This window comes from Variovorax sp. MPBD4-3, assembly GCF_058809745.1.
The window spans coordinates 20,495-41,793 of sequence record NZ_JBXASW010000041.1; the positions used below are offsets into that span (position 1 = coordinate 20,495).

Here is a 21,299-nt window from a genome sequence, read left to right on the forward strand (position 1 = left end):
AAGGTTTGTGATGCGTGGCGACCGGTAGGCCGCCGATTATTGCAGCGGGTGAGCTGCAAATGAAGACTGCGGCCATTTGGCCGCAGTCGTTGAAGATTTGGCAGGGGAGAAAGGATTCGAACCTTTGCATGCTGGAATCAAAATCCAGTGCCTTAACCAGCTTGGCGACTCCCCTACACGGGTCGATGGTTTTCACCACCAACCGATATATGTCGCATCGAACCGAATGAACGGTCCGATCATCTCTTCAGGTTGCCCATCCCCAGAGCGGATGGACTTCCAGGTTGCTGCATTGACGAACCTGCCAGCCCTTGGGGGCTTCCAGCAGTTCCGCTTCCTGCGGCACTTGCGGCATTTTCGCGAACACCGAACTTCCGGAGCCGGTCATCCGTGCCTTCAACCCTTGGGCTCCGAGCCATTCGATGGCGTCGGTGACCGCGGGGCAAAGTCGCTGGGCAACCGGCTGCAGGTCGTTGTGGCCGAAGTCGAAAACCGAAGGGCTCAGAACCGAGCTTTGCAGGTTTGTCGCTTCGAGCGATTCGCTCTCTGCAGCAAAGCCTGTGATTATAGCAACAGGAGTTGAACGTTCAAGATCTGTTGCTGAAAAAATTAATCGGGTATCGAGTCCCTCGGGAGGCTTGGCCACCGCGAAACGCGCGGCAGGGAGTGTAACCGGTGTCAGCTGCTCTCCGATGCCCTCGACCCACGCATTGCGGCCGCCGAGAAAGAAAGGCACGTCCGCGCCCAGCTTCAGCCCGATGTGGGCAAGGCGCGAGAGCGGCAGGTTCAGCCCCCACAGGCGGTTCAGCGCCAGCAGGCAGGTGGCCGCGTCCGAAGAGCCGCCGCCCATGCCCGCCTGCGCCGGCACATGCTTGGCCACGCCGATGTGGGCTCCCTGGCCCGGCGCGGCGAACGCCTGCAGTGCACGCGCAGCACGCAGGATCAGGTCGTCCGCGGGCAGCTCGGTCGTCAGGTCTTCGCGGCTCAGTTGGCCGTCACGGCGCAGTTCGACATGCAGCGTGTCGCACCAGTCGATCAGCATGAAGACCGATTGCAGCAGGTGGTAGCCGTCGTCGCGCCGGCCGGTGATGTGAAGGAAGAGGTTGAGCTTGGCCGGCGCGGAAAGGTCGTAGATCGCCTTCATGACCGCTCGAACACGATGCGCAGGTCGGCCCGGGGGCTGGGCGTTTCGCGGACTGCCGCCAGGCGGCCGTTGGCGAGCTGCCCCAGGTCCGGCTTCCAGCCGGGCACGGGATCGTTGCGGCCCGCGAGCCAGCCAAACAGCGCACCGACTGGAATGGCTGCCCCGGTGGCCGCCTCGATGAGTGCATCGACGGAGTCGAAGCGCCGCGTGTTGCTGCCGTCTTTCAGCAGTGCTTCGCCCGGCGACCAGTGCAGCTGTGCAAGCGTGCTGCCGATGGGGGTCGTGAGCGTGAGATCGCCCGAGTCGGCGGAGCCGCGCAGCTCGAACAGCGCGGCAAAGGTCTGTACAGGCTCGCTCTCGATGCGAAGCGACATCCGTCCGCTCCAGCTGTCCGAAGCCTTGGGTGCCGAAGCGCCGCCACCCGACAGCTGGGCGCAGCCTGCCACGACGAGCAATGCAGCGCCGCCAGCGGCCAGCAGCACGCGTCGCCCGTGATCGATCCGTTGCGGCGCAAGCGCCTTTGCCAGCGTCATCTTCAAGGCTTCACGCGCAGGCGCTTGAGTGTTTCCTGCAGGGTTTCGTTCTCGGAGTCGCTCAGCAAGGCTTCTTTCCAGATCGCGACCGCGCGGTCCTTCTGGCCGCTGCTCCACAGCACTTCACCGAAGTGCGCGCCGATCTCGGGGTCGGGCCGTGTCTTGTACGCGGCTTCGAGGATGCGGATCGCCTCCGTGGTGTTGCCGAGGCGGAATTCGACCCAGCCCAGGCTGTCAGCGATGAACGGATCGTCCGGCGCGAGCTGCACCGCCTTCTGGATCAGCGTGCGTGCCTCGTCGAGCCGGATCTTGCGATCGGCGAGCGAATAGCCCAGCGCGTTGTACGCATTCTGGTTGTCGGGCTTGAGCTGGATGAGCCGGCGCAGCAGGCGCTCCATGTCGTCGAGGCGGTTGAGGCGCTCGGCGACCATGGCCTGGTCGTAGACGAGGTCGGCGTCGTCCGGCGAGGCCGCGGATGCCTGGGCCAGCATGTCGTAGGCCGCCTGGTATTGCTTGGCGTCGCGCAGCAGCTGCACCTCCGCGAGGAACTTCTGCTTCTTGTCGTCGGCCGTGCGTTCGGGCAGCGAGCGGATGAGTTCGCGCGCCTGCGGCAGCTTGCCCTGTTGCGCGAGCAGCGCCGCGCGGCGGGTTTGGGCGGCGACGATGTCGTCCGTGCTGGTCACGCGCGACAGCCAACGTTCCGCGGCCGCGTAGTCCTTGCGGCGCTCGGCCAGTTGCGCCAGTGCAAAGTACGCCTGCGACACGCTGCGGCGGCGGTCTCCCGCTTCGCCCGCGTCCTTGCCCTGGTTGCCCGAGAGTTCGATGAAGCGCTTGAGCGAGGCCTCGGCGGCCGCGTCCTGCTTGGCCTGCATCTGCAGGCTGCCGAGCAGCAGCCAGGGCTCGGCCAGTTCGGGCCGGGCCGTGGTGAGGGCCTGGAGCTGCGCGGTGGCGTCGGGGAAGCGGCGGTTTTCGACCAGCACGCGCGCGTAGGCCACGCGCAGGTCTGGGGCGGCCTTGGGGTTGTTGTTCAGGTAGCGGGTGACGATGGGCTCGGCCAGCGGCTGACCGGGGTCGATCATCTCGAGTGCCAGAGCAGCCGGGGCGTCGGACGAGGGATCGAGTTCCTGGCCCCTGCGCGCGGCTTCCAGCGCGCCGGAAGCATCGCCGGCGTTCAGGCGCAGCCGGCCCACGGTGGCCCAGGCCAGCGCGCCGGTGGCCGGGTTCTTGAGTTCGTCGGACAAGGCCTGCTCGACCACCGAGGCGGCCAGCTTCTTGTCAGGCGCGCGCGAATAGTTGCGCACGATCACGGCCATGAGCAGCGGCCGTTCGACCTGCGAGGTGGCCGCCACTTCGGCGCGCAGCAGCTCGGTCGTTTCGCTGATGCGGTTGAGCGCGATCAGGATCTGCAGTTCGACGCGCCGGGCGTCGCGGGAAGTGGGCAGCGTTTCCTGCCAGGCACGGGCCGCCGCCAGTGCCGCATCGCCTGAACGCGACTGCAGGGCGATCTCGACCGCGCGCTGGAACAGCTTGCCGTCGCGCAGCCGGCGTGCGGCGTCGAGCACCAATGCGTAGCCGGAGCCGGGGTCGCCGGAGCGGGTCGTCAGCTCGCCCATCAAGATTTCGTAGAACAGGTCCGCGGTCAGTGCCGACGGCTGCGCCGCGGGCTCGGCGGCAGCGGCTGCCTTGGCGACGACGGTCTGCTGCGGCTTGGCCGCCGGCTTGCGTGGCGCGGACCGTTCGATGATGGGAGCGGGGCTGTCGGGGGCTGCTGGGTCGTTGGTTTGCGCGTGGACGGCACAGGCCAGCAAGACGAGAGACGCGGCCGCCGCAAGGCGGTGTCGGCGGGGCGGAAGGTTCATCCGACCATAATAATCCAGCCTTTTGAACGTGCGCCGCGTGGGGCTTCGTCGCCGTCGGCATTTGCCGGAGATTTACTTTTCATGCCTGAATTACCCGAAGTCGAAGTCACCCGGCGCGGCATTGCCGACCGCATCGCCGGGGCGCGCATCGACGCGGTACGCATCGGAAAACCACTGCGCTGGGCGCTGATGGTGCTGCCCGAGGCGCTGGTCGGGCGCCGCGTGCTCCAGGTGCGCCGGCGCGGCAAATACCTGCTGATCGATCTCGACCGCGGCATCCTGCTGCTGCACCTGGGCATGTCGGGCAGCCTGCGTTTCGACGCGGTGCTGCCGCCGCCTGGCACGCACGACCATTTCGATCTGGTCACCGACCTGGGCACCTTGCGGCTCAACGACCCGCGCCGCTTCGGCGCCGTCGTCTATGTGGAGAACGAAGACGCGCCCTGGGCCATCAAGTTGCTCGGCGGGCTCGGCATGGAGCCGCTGGGCGAAGACTTCGATCTCGACGTCTTCCATGCCGGGCTCAAGAAGCGCAAGACCGCCGTCAAGCAGGTGCTGCTGGCGGGCGACGTGGTGGTTGGCGTGGGCAATATCTATGCGTCGGAGGCGCTGTTCCAGGCCGGCATCCGGCCGACGCTGTCGGCCGCGCGCATCAGCCGGCCGCGTGCCGCCAAGCTGCATGCGGCGGTGCGCGAGATCCTTGCAAGGGCGGTAGAGAAGGGCGGCAGCACGCTGCGCGATTTCTCCAACATCGACGGCCAGAACGGTTATTTCCAGCTCGAGGCGACCGTCTACGGCCGGGCCGGCGAACCCTGTCGGGTCTGCGCAACGCCCATCCGGCTGTTGAGGCAGGGGCAGCGCTCCACCTATTACTGTCCCAACTGCCAGAAATAGCGGATGTAACCGTCGAGCTAAATGGGCCGAAAACGGTTGCTGCCTACCTCTCGATGCTATATTTGTAAGCTCTTTTTTACATCTGTCTCTTGAGCCGCTCCTTCAACCAACAACTCGATCAGCACGGCGCCTGGCGAAGCAATTTCGCCCGCCGGCTGCAGTGGCTGTCCCGCTGGCTGACCGAGAACGAGCTGCTCGACCAGGCGGTGGCCGAGCGCCTGCGCGGGCTCGAGACGCAGATCCGCACTAGCAAGGTCATGGTCGCGTTCGTCGCGGAGTTTTCGCGCGGCAAGTCGGAGCTGATCAACGCCATCTTCTTTGCCGGCTACGGGCGGCGCATCATGCCCGCGAGCGCCGGGCGCACCACGATGTGCCCGACCGAACTGGGCTACGACCCCGCGCTTGCGCCCAAGCTGCGGCTGCTGCCCATCGAGACCCGCCTGGAGCCGCACTCGCTCGCGCACTGGCGCGAAAAGCCCACGCGCTGGACCGAGATCGCCATCGACGTTGCCAATGCCGAGCAGCTGGCACAGGCCATGAGCAAGGTGGCCGAGGTGCGCTGGGTCGCCAAGGACGAAGCGCGCACGCTGGGTTTCTGGGACGACGAGACGCCCGACGACAACCCGGTGCAGGACGCCGAAGGCCGCGTCGAGATTCCGCGCTGGCGCCATGCGGTGCTCAACATGCCGCACCCGCTGCTGGAGCAGGGGCTGGTGATTCTCGACACCCCCGGCCTGAACGCGATCGGCGCCGAACCCGAACTCACCGTGAGCCTGATCCCGCAGGCGCACGCGGTCGTCTTCATCCTGGGCGCCGAGACCGGCGTGACGCGCTCCGACCTCTCCATCTGGCGCGAGCACCTGATCACCGAAGACGAAGGCAACAACACGCGCTTCGTGGTGCTCAACAAGATCGACACCATGTGGGACACGCTGAGCACGCCCGCGCAGATCGCGCAGCAGATCGAGCGCCAGCGCGAAAGCGCGGCCCGCCTGCTCGAGGTGCCGCTGGCGCAGGTGCTGCCGGTGTCCGCGCAGAAGGGCCTGCAGGCCAAGATCCAGCGCGACGTGCCCTTGCTCGACGCCAGCCGCCTGCCCGCGCTCGAAGCGCTGCTGGGCGAAGGCGTGCTCGGCAAGCGCGAGACCATGCTGCGGCTGGCCGTCGATGCCGGCATGAGCGCGTTGCGCGTCGAGGCCGAACGCATCCTGAAGGTGCGCCAGCGCGACCTGTCCGAGCAGGCGCTCGAGCTGCAGGGGCTGCGCGGCAAGAATGTCTCGGTCATCCGCCACATGCGCGCGCGCATCGACCAGGAGCATGCCGAGTTCGAGGGCAGCAACACGCGCATCCTGGCGCTGCGCTCGGTGCAGGGCAAGCTGCTGCGCGAGGTGTATGCCGTGCTCGGCCGTACCGCGCTCAAGGCCGACATGGTGCGGCTGTCGGCCGCGCTCAAGCGCCCCGGCGTGAAGCTCAGCGTGCGCAAGGTGTACGCGGAGACCTTCGACTCGCTGCGCAACAACCTGCGCGAAGTGCAGGCGACCACGGCGGAGATCCAGTCGATGCTGCACGCCACCTTCCGCCAGCTCAATGCCGAACAGGGCTTCACGCTGCAGGCACCGGCGGAGCCCGACCTCACCGGCTTCGAGCAGGAGCTCAGCCAGATCGAGCGCAGCCACATCCACTACCTCGGCGTGGGCAACCTGCTGAAGCTCGCGCAGGCCGATTTCTGCGACAAGCTCGTGCGCGCGCTGGCCAGCCGGCTGCGGCTGGTGAACGAAGCCGCCATGACCGAGGTCGAGCGCTGGAGCAAGGGCGCGAGCGCGCAGATCGATGCGCAGCTCAAGGAGCGGCGGCGCAACTTCAGCAAGCGCATCGAGGCCATCGAGCGCATCCAGAGCGCGGCGGGCAACCTCGACGAGCGGCTGATGGAGCTCGCCGCGCAGGAAAGCAACCTGGCCGAGCTGCATCTGCGGCTGCGCGAATTCACCACGCTCATCACCCAGCAGGCAAAGCCGCAGTCTGCGGCTGTCGCCGGCGAACTGCGTGTTGCCTGAATCCCCCGACTTCGCCGCGCAGATCGTGGCCTGGCAGCGCAGCCACGGCCGCAGCCAGCTGCCGTGGCAGAACACCCGCGACCCCTACCGCGTCTGGCTGTCGGAGGTGATGCTTCAGCAGACGCAGGTGTCGACGGTGCTCGGCTACTTCGCGCGATTCCTCGAGCGCTTTCCGGACGTGAAGGCGCTGGCCGCCGGAACCGAAGACGAGGTGTTCGGCCTCTGGAGCGGCCTGGGCTACTACAGCCGCGCGCGCAACATGCACCGCTGCGCGCAGGACGTCGTCGCGCGCTTCGGCGGCGAATTCCCGCGCACGGCGCAGGAACTCGTGACCCTGCCCGGCATCGGCCGCTCCACTGCTGCGGCCATTGCCGCCTTCTGCTTCGGCGAGCGCGTGGCGATCCTCGACGGCAACGTGAAGCGCGTTCTGACGCGGGTGCTCGGCTTCGGCGGCGACATGTCGTCGTCTGCGCAGGAGCGCGCCCTGTGGGATCTCGCGACGCAGCTGCTGCCCCCCGCCGAACAGCGCGAGGCCATCGCCCACTACACGCAGGGGCTCATGGACCTGGGCGCCACGGTCTGCCTGCCGCGCAAGCCCAGCTGCATGATCTGCCCGGTCGACCAGCGCTGCGTGGGCCTGCGCGAGGGCGCGCCCGAGCGCTACCCCGTCAAGACCCGCAAGCTCAAGCGCAGTGCCCAGTCGCTCTGGCTGCTGCTGGCGCGCGATGCGCAGGGCCGCGTGTGGCTGGAGAAACGGCCGGCGAAGGGCATATGGGCGGGGCTGCACTGCCTGCCCGTGTTCGACAGCCGAGACGATCTGCTCGCAGCGCTGCCGCCCGCCGCGCAACGCGGCACGCAAGACATGCCGGCCTTCGTGCACGTGCTGACCCACAAGGACCTGCACCTGCACCCGGTGCTGATCGAGGGCGCCCAGCCGCTCGGCGAGGGCGCGCGCTGGGTCGATGCGCAAGAGTGGAGCCGGCTGGGCCTGCCGGCCCCGGTGCGCAAGCTGCTGGAAAGCAGCGAGGCCCGATAGAAGCCGGCGGTCAGTTCGCGTCGAGTTCGCGGTGCCGCTTGAGCGCACCCCAGCGGGCACCGAACGAACGCGCGAGCTGCTCCACCAGGAACACCGAACGGTGCTGCCCGCCGGTGCAGCCGATGGCCACCGTCACGTAGCTGCGGTGGTCGCGCGCCAGCGCATCCAGCCAGTGCGACAGGAACTGCTCGATGTCGTCGTACATGCGCGCCACGTCGTCGTGCTCGCGCAGCCATTCGATCACCGGTTCGTCGCGTCCCGTGAGCGGGCGCAGCGCGGGCACATAGTGCGGGTTCGGCAGCATGCGCACGTCGAATACATAGTCGGCATCCAGCGGCACGCCGCGCTTGAAGGCGAACGACTCGAACACCAGCGTCAGCGCGCTCTGCGGCGCCGAGATCAGCGACTTGATGTAGCTCTGCAGCTGCGCCGGCCGGATCAGGCTGGTGTCGATCACGTCGGCACCATCGCGCAGGTCGGCCAGCAGTTCGCGTTCCAGCTCGATGGCCTGCATCAGCACGCGATGCTGCTCGGGCACGTCGGTGCGGCCTTCCTGGCGCGAGAGCGGATGGCGGCGGCGGGTTTCGGAATAGCGGCGCAACAGCGCGTCGGTGGTGGCGTCGAGGAACAGCGAACGCAGCGAGATCCCGCCGTCGCGCCGCAGCGCATCGAGCTGCTGCGGAACGATGGGCAGCGAGACGCCGCTGCGCACGTCCATGGCAATGGCCACGCGCGGGGTCTGCTGCTCGTGCTGCAGGGCGATGAACGCCGTCAGCAGTTCAGGCGGCAGGTTGTCGACGCAGTAGTAGCCCGCGTCTTCCAGCGCATGCAGGGCCACCGATTTGCCGGAGCCCGACATGCCCGTGATGAGGACCAGGTCGAGGTTCATGGCGTGGCCGCGGAAGTCTTGTGGCCCAGCATCTCGCGGGCGTGCGCGAGCGAAGTCTGCGAAACCTTCTCGCCGCCCAGCATGCGGGCGATTTCCCTGGCGCGGTTGTCTTCGTCCAGGCGCGACACGCCGCTCTCGGTGCGCGGGCCTTCCTTGCCGGCCGCCGCGGTCTGGCGCTTGGCCACCACCAGGTGGTGGTCCGCGCAGGCCGCCACTTGCGGCAGATGGGTGACGGCGAGCACCTGGCGGTCGCGGCCGAGCTGCTTCATGAGGCGCCCGACCGTCTCGGCGACGGCACCGCCGACGCCGGCATCCACTTCGTCGAAGATCAGCGTCTGCGCGGTGCCGAGCTGGCTGGTCGTCACGGCAATGGCCAGCGCGATGCGCGACAGCTCGCCGCCCGATGCCACCTTGCCGATGGCGCGCGGTGTGCTGCCGGTGTGGCCGGCCACGAGGAACGCCACTTCTTCCAGGCCGGCGCGGCCGGGCTGCGCCAGCGGCTGCAGATCGACTTCGAAGCGCCCGCCCTGCATGCCCAGGCCCTGCATTGCCTCGGTGACGGCCTGCGCGAGCCGCGGCGCCGCCTGCTTGCGCGACTTGCCGAGCGCCCTGGCTTCCTTCATGTAGGCCTGCTGTGCGCTCTGCTCGGCACGTTCCAGGCCGTCCAGATCGCTTTGCGCATCGAGCGCCTGCAGCTCGGCCTGCCAGCCGGCCAGCAAGGCCGGCAGGTCGGCCGGCGTGCGCTTGTAGCGGCGCGCGAGCGACATCCACAGGCCCATGCGCTCGTCCAGTTCGGCCAGGCTTTGCGGATCGGCTTCGGCGTCGCGAAGGTAGCCGTGCAGCGAGTGGGCCGCGTCGGAGGCCTGCGCCACGCAGGAGGCCAGCACTTCGCCGAGGTTGCGGAACTCCGGCTCGATGTGCTCGCAGTTCTTCAGCAGCGTGGCCGCGCGCGAGAGCGCGGAGAGCGCGCCGTTGTCTTCGTCTTCCAGCGCCTGGCTGGCGCCCTGCGCCGCGTCGATCAGCGCCTGCGCGTTGGAAATGCGCGAGTGGTTGGTCGACAGTTCTTCCCATTCGTCGACGCCGGGCGCGAGCTTGGCGACCTCGGAAATCTGCCACTGCAGCCGCTCGCGCTCACGCTGCAGCGAGTCTTGCGCCGAGCGCGCATGTTCGAGCGCGGAGAGCGCCTGCCGCCAGCCATTCCAGGCGGCGTCGAGCGCGTCGCTGCGCACGCCCGCATAGGCGTCGAGCAGGCCGCGCACCGCATCGGGCCGGGTCAGGCTCTGCCAGGCGTGCTGGCCGTGGATGTCGAGCAGGCGGTCGCCGAGTTCGCGCAACTGCGTGGCCGTGGCCGGGCTGCCGTTGATCCAGCCGCGGCTGCGGCCCTGAAGGTCGACGGTGCGGCGCAGCAGCAGCGCGTCGCCGGCTTCGAAGCCGCCTTCGTCGAGCCAGGAGGCCAGGGCCGGATCTGCATCGAATTCGGCGCTCACGTCGAGCCGTTCGGCGCCTTCGCGCACCGCGCCAGCGTCGGCGCGGTTGCCCAGCGCCAGCTGCAGCGCGTCGATCAGGATGGATTTGCCCGCGCCGGTTTCACCGGTCAGTACCGTGAAGCCGCCGGACAGGTCGAGTTCGAGTGATCGCACGATCACGAAGTCGCGCAGTGCGATGCGTCGCAGCGCCATTCAGGAGCCTCCCTCGTTCCAATGAAGTTTCTTGCGCAGCGTGTCGAAATAGCTCCAGCCGCGCGGATGCAGGAAGCGCACGCGGAAGTCGGAGCGGCGCACCACCACGCGATCGCCGATCGCCAGCGAGGCGAGCGACTGCATGTCGAAATTGGCGCTGGCGTCGCGCCCGCCCACCAGCTCGATGACGATCTCGTCGGCATCGGGCAGCAGCACCGGGCGGTTCGACAGCGTGTGCGGCGCGATCGGCACCAGCACCCAGCCCGGCACCGCCGGGTGCAGCAGCGGCCCGCCGGCCGACAGCGCGTAGGCGGTCGAGCCCGTGGGCGTCGCGATGATCAGGCCGTCGGCGCGCTGGTTGGCCACGAAATGCCGGCCGACCGACACGCGCAGCTCCACCATGCCGGAGGTGGCGCCGCGGTTGACGACCACGTCGTTCATGGCCAGCGCGTCGAACACCGAGGCGCCGTCGCGCATGACCCGCGCGTGCATCAGGCTGCGGTGGTCTTCCTCGTATTCGCCGGCCAGCATCGGGATCAGCGTGGCCTGGTAGTTGTCGAGCGGGATGTCGGTGATGAAGCCGAGCCGGCCGCGGTTGATGCCGATCAGCGGAATGCCGTAGCTGGCGAGCTGCCGGCCGATGCCGAGCATGGTGCCGTCGCCGCCGACCACCAGGCCGAGGTCGCAGCGCTGGCCGATTTCCTCGACCGACAGGGCCTCGTAGCGCGGATGGGCGGGCGCGTCGTCGGCGTCGTCCTCGCAGGTCGAGCGCTCGACGAACACCTTGCACCCCTGGGATTCGAGGAAGGCGCCGATGCCTTCCATCACGCCGTCGCGCGCGTCCGCCTGCGCGCGGGCGCCGGAAGCCTGGTATTTGCCTATGAGGGCGACGTGACGGAAGCGAGAGGTCATATCTCACAAATTACAACACTAAAATCTTGCAATGCTGGACGACCGTGCCAAGTTGCTGCTCAAGACGCTCGTCGAGCGCTACATCGCCGACGGGCAACCCGTCGGCTCCCGCACGCTCTCGCGTTCGTCCGGGCTCGACCTGTCGCCCGCGACCATCCGCAACGTCATGGCGGACCTCGAGGAACTGGGGCTGATCGCCAGCCCGCACACCTCGGCAGGCCGCATCCCGACGCATCGCGGCTACCGCCTGTTCGTCGACACCATGCTCACCGCCCAGCGCGAGCAGATGAGTCCGCCGGCGCTGGCGCCCGACCAGCCGCAGAAGGTGATCGCCAACGCGGCGCACCTGCTGTCGAACCTGTCGCAGTTCGTGGGCGTGGTGATGGCGCCGCGCCGCGCTTCGGTGTTCAAGCAGATCGAGTTCCTGCGGCTGTCCGACCGGCGCCTGCTGGTGATCATCGTGTCGCCCGACGGCGACGTGCAGAACCGGGTGATCTTTCCGGAGGCCGACTATTCGCAGTCGCAGCTGGTCGAGGCGTCCAACTACATCAACGCGAACTACGCGGGCCTGACGATCGAGCAGGTGCGCGATCGCCTGCAATCCGAAGTCGAGAAGCTGCGCGGCGAGATCGCGGCGCTGATGCAGGCCGCCGTGAAGGTCAGCTCCGAGGTGCTCACCGAGGCGCAGGAAGACGACGTGGTGATCTCCGGCGAGCGCAACCTGCTCTCGGTGACCGACTTTTCCAGCGACATGGGACAGCTGCGCCGCGCCTTCGAGCTCTTCGAGCAGAAGGCGCAGCTGATGCGGCTGCTCGACGTGTCGAGCAAGGCCGAGGGCGTGCGCATCTTCATCGGCGGCGAAAGCAAGGTGGTGCCGTTCGAGGAACTGTCCATCGTCAGCGCCAACTACGAGGTCGACGGGCAGGTCGTGGGCACGCTGGGCGTGATCGGGCCGACCCGCATGCCCTATGAACGCATGATCCAGATCGTCGATATCACGTCGCGTCTGGTGAGCAATGCGCTGAGCCATCGCAAATAGGCGCCGCGGCGCGAATAGAATCGTGGCGCGTGGGCCGTTAGCTCAGTTGGTTAGAGCAGCGGACTCATAATCCGTTGGTCGAGTGTTCAAGCCACTCACGGCCTACCACCATCCCCCGTATCTTCTGGATTCCGTGCTTCGCTATTTCCATGGCGTTGCACCGCAATCCATGAACGCTCTCCGCAAATCAGCGGGGCGGCTTCACCTTCTTCCCGACTTCAGTCATGTGGCCAGGCAGGCCCTGCGGCCGCCTCGGCTCGCGGCTTGCCCCGGTGCGGTCTCCAGCACAAAGGCTCGGGTGCTTGTCCGACTTTGAAACTCAGGAAAAGTAGTACTTTGGGTTAACAAAACTCAAAAGGCAGCCTCCCCGCAGGCTGAAGACCAAATAGTGCGTATCAAGAAGCCCGACAACCTTGCCGCCATCCGGGCGAAATTCGGGGTGCCAGCGCGCCGTGGTGGCGCAGTCGAAATCAATGGCCGGCGCGGTGTCATCACCGGAATGAGCGGGGATCTCGTGAAAGTGAAACTCCAGGGGACGGATGCCGGACTGCCGTTTCATCCTCTCGAGATCACGTACCCGCAGCAGTGCTGATCGGGGGTGGCCGCAACGGTGGGCGCAAGCCTACAAGCGGGCCGGACGAAGCGTGGAAAGATTCAAGGCGGGGAGCACTGAACACCGATACCCGCAAGCGAAACCTTGTGTGGAGGATTTGCAATGCCGATGGATTTCCTGCGTCGCATCGAGGAGGCGCAATTTCCCCTCGCCGTTCTCGAAGAGGCTGACATCAATTGCGCGGCCGTGCTCGCCGCGGCGAACTTCATTGATGCGAATCTTCCGGTGCCCGGCGGCGGTTCGAAGCCCCCCGCCGTCATCCTGCGCATCACTCCGCAGGGTCGAGCAGAACTGAACCGGTTGCGAAAGCAATGCACATGAAGAAGCCGACTCGAGGGCGGCCCGGGGCCATTCCAGCCTTCAACCCGTACGTTCGAGCGGGATCACATCGGCGCTCAGCGAACCCGGCTGGGCGGCAAGGTCCGATGCGAAGGTGAACGCCGGGCCCGCCCGGTGCTGCTTGACGTGATACATCGCCCTGTCCGCCGCGCGCAGCAGTCGGGCCAGGGTGTCGCCGTCGCCTGGACGGCAGGCAATCCCCAGGCTCATGCCGACCGTGACGCTGCGGCCCTCGTACTCGACCGGTTGCGAGCCCGCCTCGATCATGCGGCGGGCCATGAGGCTCATGGCGTCGCGTGAGGGCGTGCCGAGCACCAGCACCGCGAACTCGTCGCCGCCCAGCCTGGCAACCACGTCGTCCTTGCGCAATTGCGCGCGAAGCCGTTGGGCGATGGCGATCAGCACCTGGTCGCCGGCCGCGTGTCCATGCGCGTCGTTCACGCCCTTGAACCCGTCCAGGTCGAGCAGCATCAGGGCGAAAGGCTGGCCCTTGTCCAGCAGTTCCTCGCCGCGGCTCTCGAAGCCGGCGCGGCTGGCGGCGCCGGTCAGCGCGTCGGTGCCCAGGGCCTCCACCAACTGTTGCGTGCGTGCGGTGAGCGCCTGCTCGGAGCGCAGCACGAGCTGCAGCCGCGAACCCATGGCCACGGCGAACACGATCAGCTCGGCCACCAGCGCGCCCTGCGACACGTTCATCTGGTTCGGCGCCCATTCGATCCAGCCCCAGCTCGCGACCACGATCGCGCCGATGCCGCCTAGCAGCAGCGCCACGCCGAAGAAGTAGAGCACCGCCGGCCAGTAGCGCCGCCGCATCGCGATCAGCGCGCCGATCACCATCACCACGGTCGATGCAATCACCGAGATCTGCACCAGCCGGAAGGTCATCAGCGGATGGGCACCCCAGTTGGCGTACGGAATGGCCAGCGCGAGCGCGACGGTGAAGGCCTGCACCAGCCAGTCCAGCGGCGGCGCGAAATGGCGCAGCCGCAGCAGCCGCCTGCCGAACTGCAGCTTGCAGATGGCCCACAGCGCCGGCCCCGCGGTGTAGGCGAAGCCTGCCGCCGCGGGCCATTGGGCGAAGGGGTAGCGCAAGGCGTGGCCGTTGATGCTGCCGAGGGCCAGCACGCCGCAGGCGCAAGACAGCATGTAGAAGCCGTACAGCCCCTCGCCGAACACCTTGAACAGGACCAGCCCATACACCATCAGGCCGATCAGCACGCCGTAGGTCACGCCGTCGAACATGCGCTTGTCCTGCGTGGACTGCAGGTAGTCGGCCGGGTCCCAGACCGAAACGTCGTAGATGCGCGCGAACGTCGATTCGACCCGGAAGTACACGTCGTAGGTGCCCGGGCCGGGCAACCGGAAGCGCCAGGCCATCTGTTCGGACGCGGCCGGGCGGCTCGCCCACGGGTAGCGCATGCCAGTGGTGACCGGGGCGGCCAGCGCGTGGCCGTCTGCGTCGTAGGGGCCGTAGAAGCGCAGGTCGTGCGTCGAGACCGTCGGCACCAGCATGAGCCACTCGCGCGAGGCTTCGGCGGGGTCGGCCAGCCGCATCTGCAGCTTGAACCAGAGCACGCGGTCGGATTCCTTGCCCCGCAGCGGGTCGTCCGGGAAGGCGAACCTGGCCTCCTGCGGCGGCGTGCGCACCTGCTCGATGCTCAGCGACCGCGTCTTGTCCTCGAACACCTGCAGATGCCGCACGGCCGGCAGCCCGTTCGGCTGGTGCCGTATCAGCAGCGGCCCGCGCTGCGCGTCACCGGCCGGCTGGGCGGCGGCGACGGCTGACAGGAACAGCGCGAGCGCGGCGGCCACCAGCAGGCGCCAGGCAAGGCGCGCATCGGCGGCGCCGCGTAGGAAGAGGCGGGACATCATGGGATGTGCTGCAGCGGAGCGGGCAAAACGGCGGATTCTCGGGGAAAAGCATGGCGCTTGTTCGCACCGGCCGGCTGCGCAGCATCACTATCTGCGTCTCTTGCGCGAGATAGTGCCGTTGATCAAGGGTAAACCCTTGGTTCAATCGACCCTGATGTTGCGCGCCCGGACCAGGGCACTCACCCGCCCCGTCTCGTCCTGCACGAACCTGGCGAATGCCTCCGGCGTGGTGCCCGCGGGTTCGAGGCCGAGCTGCAGCAGCTTCTGGCGCACCGTGGGATCGTTCACCGCCGCCTGCACCGCCTTGCCGAGCTTCTGCACGATGTCGGGCGGCGTGCCCTTCGGAAGGAACACGCCGTTCCACTCGACCACGTTGTAGCCCGGCAGGCCCGACTCGCCGAGCGTCGGCGTGTCGGGCAGGGCCGGCACGCGTCGGGTGGAGCTCACGGCCAGCGCGCGCAGCTTGCCCGATTTCACGTAGCCGAGGGTGGAAGCCACGTTGCCGAAGTACGCCGACACCTGCCCGCCCATCAGGTCGGTGAGCGCGGGTGCGCCGCCCTTGTAGGGCACGTGCATCAGGTTGACCTTGGCCTGCTCGTTCAGCGCCTCGCCCGCAAGATGCGAGCCGGTGCCTCCGCCCGCCGACGCAAAGCTCAGCTTGCCGGGGTTCTTGCGCGCGAAGTCCAGGAATTCGGCCACGGTCCTGTAGGGTGCGTTCTCCGGCACCACCAGGATCTGCGGCGCGGTGGCCACCAGCGACACCGGAATGAAGTCTTTCGCGGCGTCGAAGGGCAGCTTGCGCAGCGCAGGGTTCACCGAGAACGCCGATGCGTCGTAGAGCACCGTGTAGCCGTCGCCCGCCGCCTTGGCCACGTTGTCTTCGCCGATCACGCCGCCCGCGCCGGGCCTGTTGTCGATGACGATCTGCTGGCCCAGCGCCGCGCTCATCTGCTGCGCGACGATGCGCGCTGTGTTGTCGGCGCCGCCGCCGGCCGCGTAGGGCACGACCATGCGGATCGGCTTGTCGGGCCATGCCGCCCAGCCCAGCAGGGGCGCGCAGGCGGCGATGGCCGCGATCGTCTTCAGGACGCGTGTTGTCTTCTTCATGCCGATGTCTCGATGTTCTTGGTTCAGGAAAAGTCGTAGAGCCGCGCCGGGTTGTCGACCAGCACGCGGCGGCGCACGGCTTCGTCGGGCACCCATTGGTGAAGCAGGTCGAACAACTGCGCGTCGTCGGGCTTGGCGCCGCGCTCGGTGGGGTGGGGCCAGTCGCTGCCCCAAACCACGCGCTCGGGCGCATGCCGCACCCAGGCCCGGGCAACGGCGGTGGTGTCGGCGTAGCCGCCTTCGGCGCCCAGCTTCGAATCGAGGTAGGCGCCGGACAGCTTGATCCAGGTGCGGCCGTTGTCCAGCAGCCGGCGCACGACCGCGAAGGCGGGGTGCGCCTGCGCATCCGGCAGCGCAAGCCGCGCGAGGTGGTCGAGGACGATGGTGCAAGGCAGTCGCTCGAGCAGGGCCGCGTGTTCGGCGATCTGGTCGGCGCTCCAGTGCAACTGCACATGCCAGCCGAGCGCGTGCATGCGGTGCGCGAGCGGCTCGACCATGGAGAAATCGGTGGTCGCGTGGGTCGGTGTGTAGAGCGTGAACCGGATGCCGCGAATGCCGCCTGCGTGCAGCCGCGCGAGTTCGTCGTCGCTCACCTCGGGACGCACGACCGCCACGCCCCGCGTGCTCGAAGCGCCGAGCGCGCGAATGGCCGCGAGCGTCACGCTGTTGTCGGTGCCGTGGATGCGCGGCTGCACGACGACGGTGCGCTGCGTGCCGATGCGCCGCTGCAGCAGGCGGTAGTCGTCTGCGGTGGCGTCGTCGACCATCGCATCGGGCGGGGCATGCAGCGCGAAGCGGCGGTCGTAGACATGCATGTGCGCATCGCAGGCGCCCTCCGGCGTGTTGCTCGTGGGCCGCTGCGTGCCGCTGCTGTTGGGGCAGGCGATCTCGAGGCGCATGGCTCAGCCCTGGCCGGTTCCCTTGCCGCGAGAGGCCAGCACGGCGCCAGTGTGCTGGCCCAGCGTAGGCGCCGCGAATGGCTCAGGTCCCGGCGTGCGGCCGAACTGCACGGGCCGCGTGAAGCCGCGGTAGCTGCCGAGCGTGGGGTGCGCGAACTCCGTCACCATGTCTTCGGCCAGCACCTGCGGGTTGTCGAACATGTCCTCGACGGTGCGTGCGGCTGCGCAGGGCACGTCTTCGCCGAAGCGCTCTTCCCACTCCAGCGCGCTGCGTTCGGCCAGCGCCGCGCGCAGCCGGGGAACGATCTCGGCGGAATGCTGCGCGCGCTTGCGCACCGAGTCGTAGCGCTCGTCGACCGCCAGCTCGGGCAGCCCGACCTTGGCGCACAGCGCCTGCCAGAAATGCGGCGTGTTGGCGGAGATGTACAGGTAGCCCTCGCGCGTGGGATGCAGGCCGGTGATGCCGCCGGAGCGCATGTCGCGCCCCACCTCCTTGGGCTCGCCTTCTGCCCACACCATGCGGGCCGACTGCATGGTGAGCGCGGAGCGCAGCAGTGACACGCCGACATACTGGCCGACGCCGCTCTTCTCGCGCTCGTACAGCGCCGAGGCCACGCCGGCGGCCACCAGCGCGGCCGCGTAGTAGTCGACCACCGAGCCGTAGAGGATCTCGGGCGGACCGCCGCGCTGGCCCTGCAGCGCGCACATGCCGGTCATGGTCTGCAGCACCTGGTCGTAGCCTGCCTTCTCGCGCAGCGGCCCGGTCTCGCCGTAGCCGGTGACGGCGCAGTAGATCAGGCGCGGATTGAGCGCCTTCAGCTGCTCGTAGCCGATGCCCAGCCGCGGCGGCACGCTGGGCCGGAAGTTGTGCACCAGCACGTCGGCCGTGCCCACCAGCGTCTTCAGCGCGGCGAGGTCGTCCGCGTTCTTCAGGTCGAGCACCACGCCGAGCTTGCTGCGGTTCACGCCGATGAAGGCGCGGCTCTCCGCTTCCAGCGTCGATGGGTACTTGCGCAGGTTGTCGCCCGTGGGCGGCTCGATCTTGATGACCTCCGCGCCCTGGTCGGCCAGCAGCGAACAGCCGTACGGACCCGCGATGTAGGCGCTCAGGTCGAGCACGCGCAGGCCGCTCAGCGGGCCCGCGGGGCCGCTGCGCGGGGGCAGGCGCGCGTCGTTGCCGGCATCGTGGGGTGGGGCGAGGCTCATGGGTCTTCTCTCTTCTCAGTCTGCAGTGATGTTCTGTTGCCTGGCCAGCTTCTTCCAGCGCTCCACGTCGTCGGCGATCACGGTGCCGAACTGCGCCGGCGTGAGCGGCGTGGCGATCGCGCCTTCGCGCAGGAAGTTGGCCGCGATCGTGGGGCGCGCCAGGATCTGGTTGACGGCCTGGTTGAGCTTCGCGACCACGTCGCCAGGCGTGCCAGCGGGTGCCAGCAGGCCCCACCAGAGCTCGAACTCGTAGCCGGGCACCGCGGCGGACATCGGCGTGAGGTCGGGCGCGACGGGGCTCGGCTTGAGGCTGGTAATGCCGACGGCGCGCAGCTTGCCCGCGCGCACCATCGGCAGCAGCGACGGCCCGCTGGAAATCAGCAACTGGGTCTGGTTGCCGATCAGGTCGGTCACGGCCGGGCCCATGCCCTTGTAGGGGATGTGCGCGATCTGCAAGTCGCCTACCTTGGCCTTGAGCAGTTCGGTGCCGAACTGGTTGACGCTGCCCGAACCCGAGGAGGCGTAGTTGTACTGGCCCGGCTTCGCCTTGATGGCTGCGATCAGCTCGGCGGGTGTCTTCGCGGGAAACTCGTTGTTGACCGCGACGATGAAGGGACCCTTGGCAAACATCGCCACGGGCGCGAGGCCCTTCACCGGATCGAACGGCAGCTTCGACTGCACGGCCGCATTGGTCGTCATGCTGGAGGACACCGCCACCAGCGTGTAGCCGTCGGGCGTGGCGCGCGCCACCTGCGCGGTGCCGGTGTTGCCGCTGGCGCCGGGCCGGTTGTCGATGATCACGGGCTGCTTGAGCTCGTCGCCGAGTTCCTTGGCGATCTGCCGCGCAAAGGTGTCGTTCGAGCCGCCCGCGGGGTAGGGCACGACGATGGTGATGGCCTTGGACGGATAGGCCGCCTGCTGTGCGAACGCCGTGCCGACGTGCACGCATGCAGCGGCGAATGCCATGGCTGCGAGGGCGCCCGGGCGAAGGATGGTGGGAATGCGCATGGTGTGTCTTGTCTCCTGGTTCTTGTGTGTATGCGTGCCTCGCCGAGGGGAGGGCAAGGCCTGTGCGTTCAGCCGGGCAGCAGCCCGAGCCCGCGCGCGCTCTCGACAATGGCGCGTGCGCGAAGCACGAAGGGGATATCGATCATCTTTCCGTCCACCACATAGGCTCCGATGCCCTTGGCGTCCGCCTCGCGGGCCGCTTCGACCACCTTGCACGCGTGCGCGATTTCCTCGTCAGTGGGGCGGAACACTTCGTTCGCGATGGCGACCTGGCTCGGATGGATGCAGGTCTTGCCGAGGAAGCCGAGGTTGCGCGCGAGCTTCGCTTCGGCGCGAAAGCCTTCGGCATCGCGGATGTCGGCGAATGCGCTGTCGTAGGCGTAGACACCGGCTTCGCCGGCGCCGATGCGCACCGCGAACATCGCCTGCTGGATCGCTTCCGGCGCGCGCCGCGCAATGCCCAGCGGTTCGAACAGGTCGCCGAGGCCCAGCTGCAGCCCCTTCACGCGGGGATGCGCAAGCGCGAGCTGCGGGGCCATGCGCAGGGCAGAGGGCGTTTCGATGTTCAGCAGCAAGCCGATGGGTGTTGTCACGCCATGCGTTCGCTCGGCACGCTCGATGGCTTGTGCCGCAGCCTGCACGTGCGCCGGGCTCTCGGGCTTGGGCAGGTTGACCAGGTGCACGCCGGGCATCGCCACCGCGGCCACGTCGCGCTCGAAGTGCGGCGTGTCCATCGCGTTGACGCGCACGATCAGGGTCTTGCCGGCTGCTGCCGCATCGACGCCCGCCAGCAGCTGGCGCACACGGTCGCGCGCCTCGTCCTTGCGCGCTTCGGAGACCGCATCTTCCAGGTCTAGACAAATGCCGTCGGCGGCGCTGTCCAGCGCCTTGGCGAACAGCTCGGGGCGTGTGCCGGGTACAAAGAGCTTGCTTCTCATGCCCGCAGTGTCCGCAGTCCATGAGATTAGAAAAACACATGCTTTCTATGATCAGATCATAGAAAATCTATCTTCATGGAAACCGCCTATCTGCACAGCTTTCTATTGGTGGTGGAGTCCGGCTCGATGTCTGAGGCCGCGCGCCGGCTCGACCTCACGCCCGCCGCCGTGGCACAGCAGGTCCGCGCGCTGGAGCGCGAGCTCGGCGCGCCGCTGCTCGCACGCGCCGGCCGTACGGTGCAGCCCACGGAGGCGGGGCACCAGCTGGTGCAGCGCGGGCGCAACCTGCTCAGGGAGGTGAGCGACATCAAGGCGCTGCTCGGCAGCGATGCGGCCGGCGGCGAGCTGCTGGTAGGCACCATCAACACCGCCATTCACAGCCTGCTGCCGGACATCCTGGCGCACTTCGTGAAGGCGCACCCGGGCGCCAAGGTGTTCCTGCAGTCGGGCACCACCGCCACGCTGCACAAGGCGCTGGCGCAGGGCGAGCTCGACGCGGCCGTGTGCCTCCATCCGACCTTCGCGCTGCCCAAGACCTTCGACTGGTCGTTGCTGCGTGAAGAGCCGCTGGTGCTGCTCGCGCCCAGCCGCCTGGCGCGGCGCGATCCGCACGAACTGCTGAGGACATCGCCGCTGATCCGCTACGACCGCAACCTTGGCGGCGGCAAGCAGGCCGACCGTTACCTGCGCGCCGCGGGCATCGTGCCGCAGGAGCGTTTCGAGCTCAGCTCGCTGCTGGCGATTGCAATGATGGTCGACCGCGGGCTCGGCGTATCGATCGTGCCGGACATCGCATCGCCGCTGCTGAAAGGCCAGCGCATCGCCAAGATCGCGTTGCCGCTGCCTTCGGAGCCTCGGCGCTTCGGTGTGCTGTGGCTGCGCGCATCACCGCGGCTGAGGCTGATCCAGGGCTTCGTGGACAGCGCGGGGCAGGTCAGCGGAGGCAAGAGAACTTCACGCAGAAGTGCCGCATCCGGGGAGGCCCAAAAAAGCAGGCTATAATCGAGAGCTTAGCGGCTGTAGCTCAGTTGGATAGAGTACTTGGCTACGAACCAAGGGGTCGTGGGTTCAATTCCTGCCAGCCGCACCACCTGTTGAAAAGCCCGGAAGATTCGTCTTCCGGGCTTTTTTCTTTGTGGGCTCCGCATCGTTCGCTCCGGAAAACCAAGAATCGGGTGAAAAAGGCAGGCTATAATTGCAAGCTGTGCGGCTGTAGCTCAGTTGGATAGAGTACTTGGCTACGAACCAAGGGGTCGTGGGTTCAATTCCTGCCAGCCGCACCAC

At 68.0% G+C, this 21,299-nt stretch carries 19 protein-coding genes and 4 tRNA genes; 9 read left to right on the forward strand and 14 right to left on the reverse strand.

The features are described 5' to 3' along the window. Positions 1-98: 98 nt before the first annotated feature. From AC1RVW_RS21315 to AC1RVW_RS21330, 4 genes are all read right to left on the reverse strand, one after another. A tRNA-Gln gene (locus AC1RVW_RS21315) sits at positions 99-175 on the reverse strand. Positions 176-247: 72 nt separating this feature from the next. After that, complete coding sequence (ispE, locus tag AC1RVW_RS21320; RefSeq protein ID WP_493202331.1) at positions 248-1,144, reverse strand: 4-(cytidine 5'-diphospho)-2-C-methyl-D-erythritol kinase; 897 nt, start codon at positions 1,142-1,144, stop codon at positions 248-250. Further along, the gene (locus tag AC1RVW_RS21325) at positions 1,141-1,677 is read right to left on the reverse strand and encodes a lipoprotein insertase outer membrane protein LolB (RefSeq protein WP_493202333.1); all 537 of its coding nucleotides are present in this window, start codon (positions 1,675-1,677) and stop codon (positions 1,141-1,143) included. Before AC1RVW_RS21325 ends, ispE begins: the two co-directional genes overlap by 4 nt. 2 nt (positions 1,678-1,679) lie before the next feature. After that, positions 1,680-3,536: a tetratricopeptide repeat protein gene (locus tag AC1RVW_RS21330; RefSeq protein ID WP_285412945.1), complete on the reverse strand. Its 1,857-nt coding sequence runs from the start codon at positions 3,534-3,536 to the stop codon at positions 1,680-1,682. A gap of 81 nt (positions 3,537-3,617) precedes the next feature. Here AC1RVW_RS21330 and mutM point away from each other — a divergent pair, with 81 nt between their 5' ends. The 3 genes from mutM (at position 3,618) to mutY (ending at position 7,517) form a co-directional block, all read left to right on the forward strand. Continuing rightward, positions 3,618-4,430 carry a bifunctional DNA-formamidopyrimidine glycosylase/DNA-(apurinic or apyrimidinic site) lyase gene (gene mutM, locus AC1RVW_RS21335; RefSeq protein ID WP_081269879.1) on the forward strand — a complete coding sequence of 271 codons (813 nt, stop codon included), beginning with the start codon at positions 3,618-3,620 and terminating at the stop codon, positions 4,428-4,430. Between the two features lie 89 nt (positions 4,431-4,519). After that, positions 4,520-6,481 (forward strand): dynamin family protein, encoded by a 1,962-nt coding sequence (locus AC1RVW_RS21340; protein ID WP_493202336.1) that lies wholly within the window; start codon positions 4,520-4,522, stop codon positions 6,479-6,481. Further along, the gene (mutY, locus tag AC1RVW_RS21345) at positions 6,471-7,517 is read left to right on the forward strand and encodes an A/G-specific adenine glycosylase (RefSeq protein WP_106936921.1); all 1,047 of its coding nucleotides are present in this window, start codon (positions 6,471-6,473) and stop codon (positions 7,515-7,517) included. The genes AC1RVW_RS21340 and mutY overlap by 11 nt, the downstream gene beginning before the upstream one ends. A 10-nt stretch (positions 7,518-7,527) precedes the next feature. Here mutY and rapZ read toward each other — a convergent pair whose 3' ends face one another. The 3 genes from rapZ to AC1RVW_RS21360 are packed head-to-tail and all read right to left on the reverse strand — an operon-like array spanning position 7,528 to position 10,997. Further along, on the reverse strand, positions 7,528-8,406 hold the full coding sequence (gene rapZ, locus AC1RVW_RS21350) for an RNase adapter RapZ (protein WP_106936922.1): 879 nt from the start codon (positions 8,404-8,406) through the stop codon (positions 7,528-7,530). Beyond that, on the reverse strand, positions 8,403-10,085 hold the full coding sequence (gene recN / locus AC1RVW_RS21355) for a DNA repair protein RecN (protein WP_493202339.1): 1,683 nt from the start codon (positions 10,083-10,085) through the stop codon (positions 8,403-8,405). The genes rapZ and recN overlap by 4 nt, the downstream gene beginning before the upstream one ends. Next, a complete protein-coding gene (locus tag AC1RVW_RS21360; protein ID WP_106936924.1) occupies positions 10,086-10,997 on the reverse strand; it encodes an NAD kinase in 912 nt (303 codons plus the stop codon). It abuts the gene before it with no gap. A 31-nt stretch (positions 10,998-11,028) separates the two neighbouring features. On the opposite strand from AC1RVW_RS21360, the gene hrcA reads away from it, so the two are divergent. After that, entirely contained in the window at positions 11,029-12,036 is a 1,008-nt protein-coding gene (gene hrcA / locus AC1RVW_RS21365; RefSeq protein ID WP_081269874.1) for a heat-inducible transcriptional repressor HrcA, read from the forward strand. 31 nt (positions 12,037-12,067) lie between these two features. Beyond that, positions 12,068-12,144: transfer RNA gene (locus AC1RVW_RS21370), tRNA-Ile, on the forward strand. A gap of 211 nt (positions 12,145-12,355) precedes the next feature. Here AC1RVW_RS21370 and AC1RVW_RS21375 read toward each other — a convergent pair. Then, the gene (locus AC1RVW_RS21375; protein ID WP_493202342.1) at positions 12,356-12,595 is read right to left on the reverse strand and encodes a hypothetical protein; all 240 of its coding nucleotides are present in this window, start codon (positions 12,593-12,595) and stop codon (positions 12,356-12,358) included. Positions 12,596-12,751: 156 nt separating this feature from the next. On the opposite strand from AC1RVW_RS21375, the gene AC1RVW_RS21380 reads away from it, so the two are divergent. Continuing rightward, positions 12,752-12,970 carry a hypothetical protein gene (locus AC1RVW_RS21380; protein WP_493202344.1) on the forward strand — a complete coding sequence of 73 codons (219 nt, stop codon included), beginning with the start codon at positions 12,752-12,754 and terminating at the stop codon, positions 12,968-12,970. Between the two features lie 39 nt (positions 12,971-13,009). Here the strand turns inward: AC1RVW_RS21380 and AC1RVW_RS21385 are convergent, their stop codons facing one another. The 6 genes from AC1RVW_RS21385 to AC1RVW_RS21410 form a co-directional block, all read right to left on the reverse strand. Then, a complete protein-coding gene (locus AC1RVW_RS21385; RefSeq protein ID WP_493202346.1) occupies positions 13,010-14,857 on the reverse strand; it encodes a diguanylate cyclase domain-containing protein in 1,848 nt (615 codons plus the stop codon). A 141-nt stretch (positions 14,858-14,998) separates the two neighbouring features. Next, positions 14,999-15,964 carry a Bug family tripartite tricarboxylate transporter substrate binding protein gene (locus tag AC1RVW_RS21390; protein ID WP_493202348.1) on the reverse strand — a complete coding sequence of 322 codons (966 nt, stop codon included), beginning with the start codon at positions 15,962-15,964 and terminating at the stop codon, positions 14,999-15,001. Positions 15,965-15,987: 23 nt separating this feature from the next. Further along, positions 15,988-16,863, reverse strand: a complete 876-nt coding sequence (locus AC1RVW_RS21395; protein ID WP_493202350.1) for an amidohydrolase family protein — start codon at positions 16,861-16,863, stop codon at positions 15,988-15,990. A gap of 3 nt (positions 16,864-16,866) precedes the next feature. After that, positions 16,867-18,069 (reverse strand): CaiB/BaiF CoA transferase family protein, encoded by a 1,203-nt coding sequence (locus AC1RVW_RS21400; RefSeq protein WP_493202352.1) that lies wholly within the window; start codon positions 18,067-18,069, stop codon positions 16,867-16,869. Between the two features lie 15 nt (positions 18,070-18,084). Next, positions 18,085-19,077 (reverse strand): tripartite tricarboxylate transporter substrate binding protein, encoded by a 993-nt coding sequence (locus AC1RVW_RS21405; RefSeq protein ID WP_493202354.1) that lies wholly within the window; start codon positions 19,075-19,077, stop codon positions 18,085-18,087. A 68-nt stretch (positions 19,078-19,145) separates the two neighbouring features. Beyond that, complete coding sequence (locus AC1RVW_RS21410) at positions 19,146-20,015, reverse strand: HpcH/HpaI aldolase/citrate lyase family protein (RefSeq protein WP_493202356.1); 870 nt, start codon at positions 20,013-20,015, stop codon at positions 19,146-19,148. A 75-nt stretch (positions 20,016-20,090) separates the two neighbouring features. Here AC1RVW_RS21410 and AC1RVW_RS21415 point away from each other — a divergent pair, with 75 nt between their 5' ends. The 3 genes from AC1RVW_RS21415 (at position 20,091) to AC1RVW_RS21425 (ending at position 21,298) form a co-directional block, all read left to right on the forward strand. Continuing rightward, positions 20,091-21,017: a LysR family transcriptional regulator gene (locus AC1RVW_RS21415; RefSeq protein ID WP_493202358.1), complete on the forward strand. Its 927-nt coding sequence runs from the start codon at positions 20,091-20,093 to the stop codon at positions 21,015-21,017. Between the two features lie 11 nt (positions 21,018-21,028). Further along, positions 21,029-21,105: transfer RNA gene (locus AC1RVW_RS21420), tRNA-Arg, on the forward strand. A 116-nt stretch (positions 21,106-21,221) separates the two neighbouring features. Beyond that, positions 21,222-21,298, forward strand: a tRNA-Arg gene (locus tag AC1RVW_RS21425). Position 21,299 lies beyond the last annotated feature (1 nt).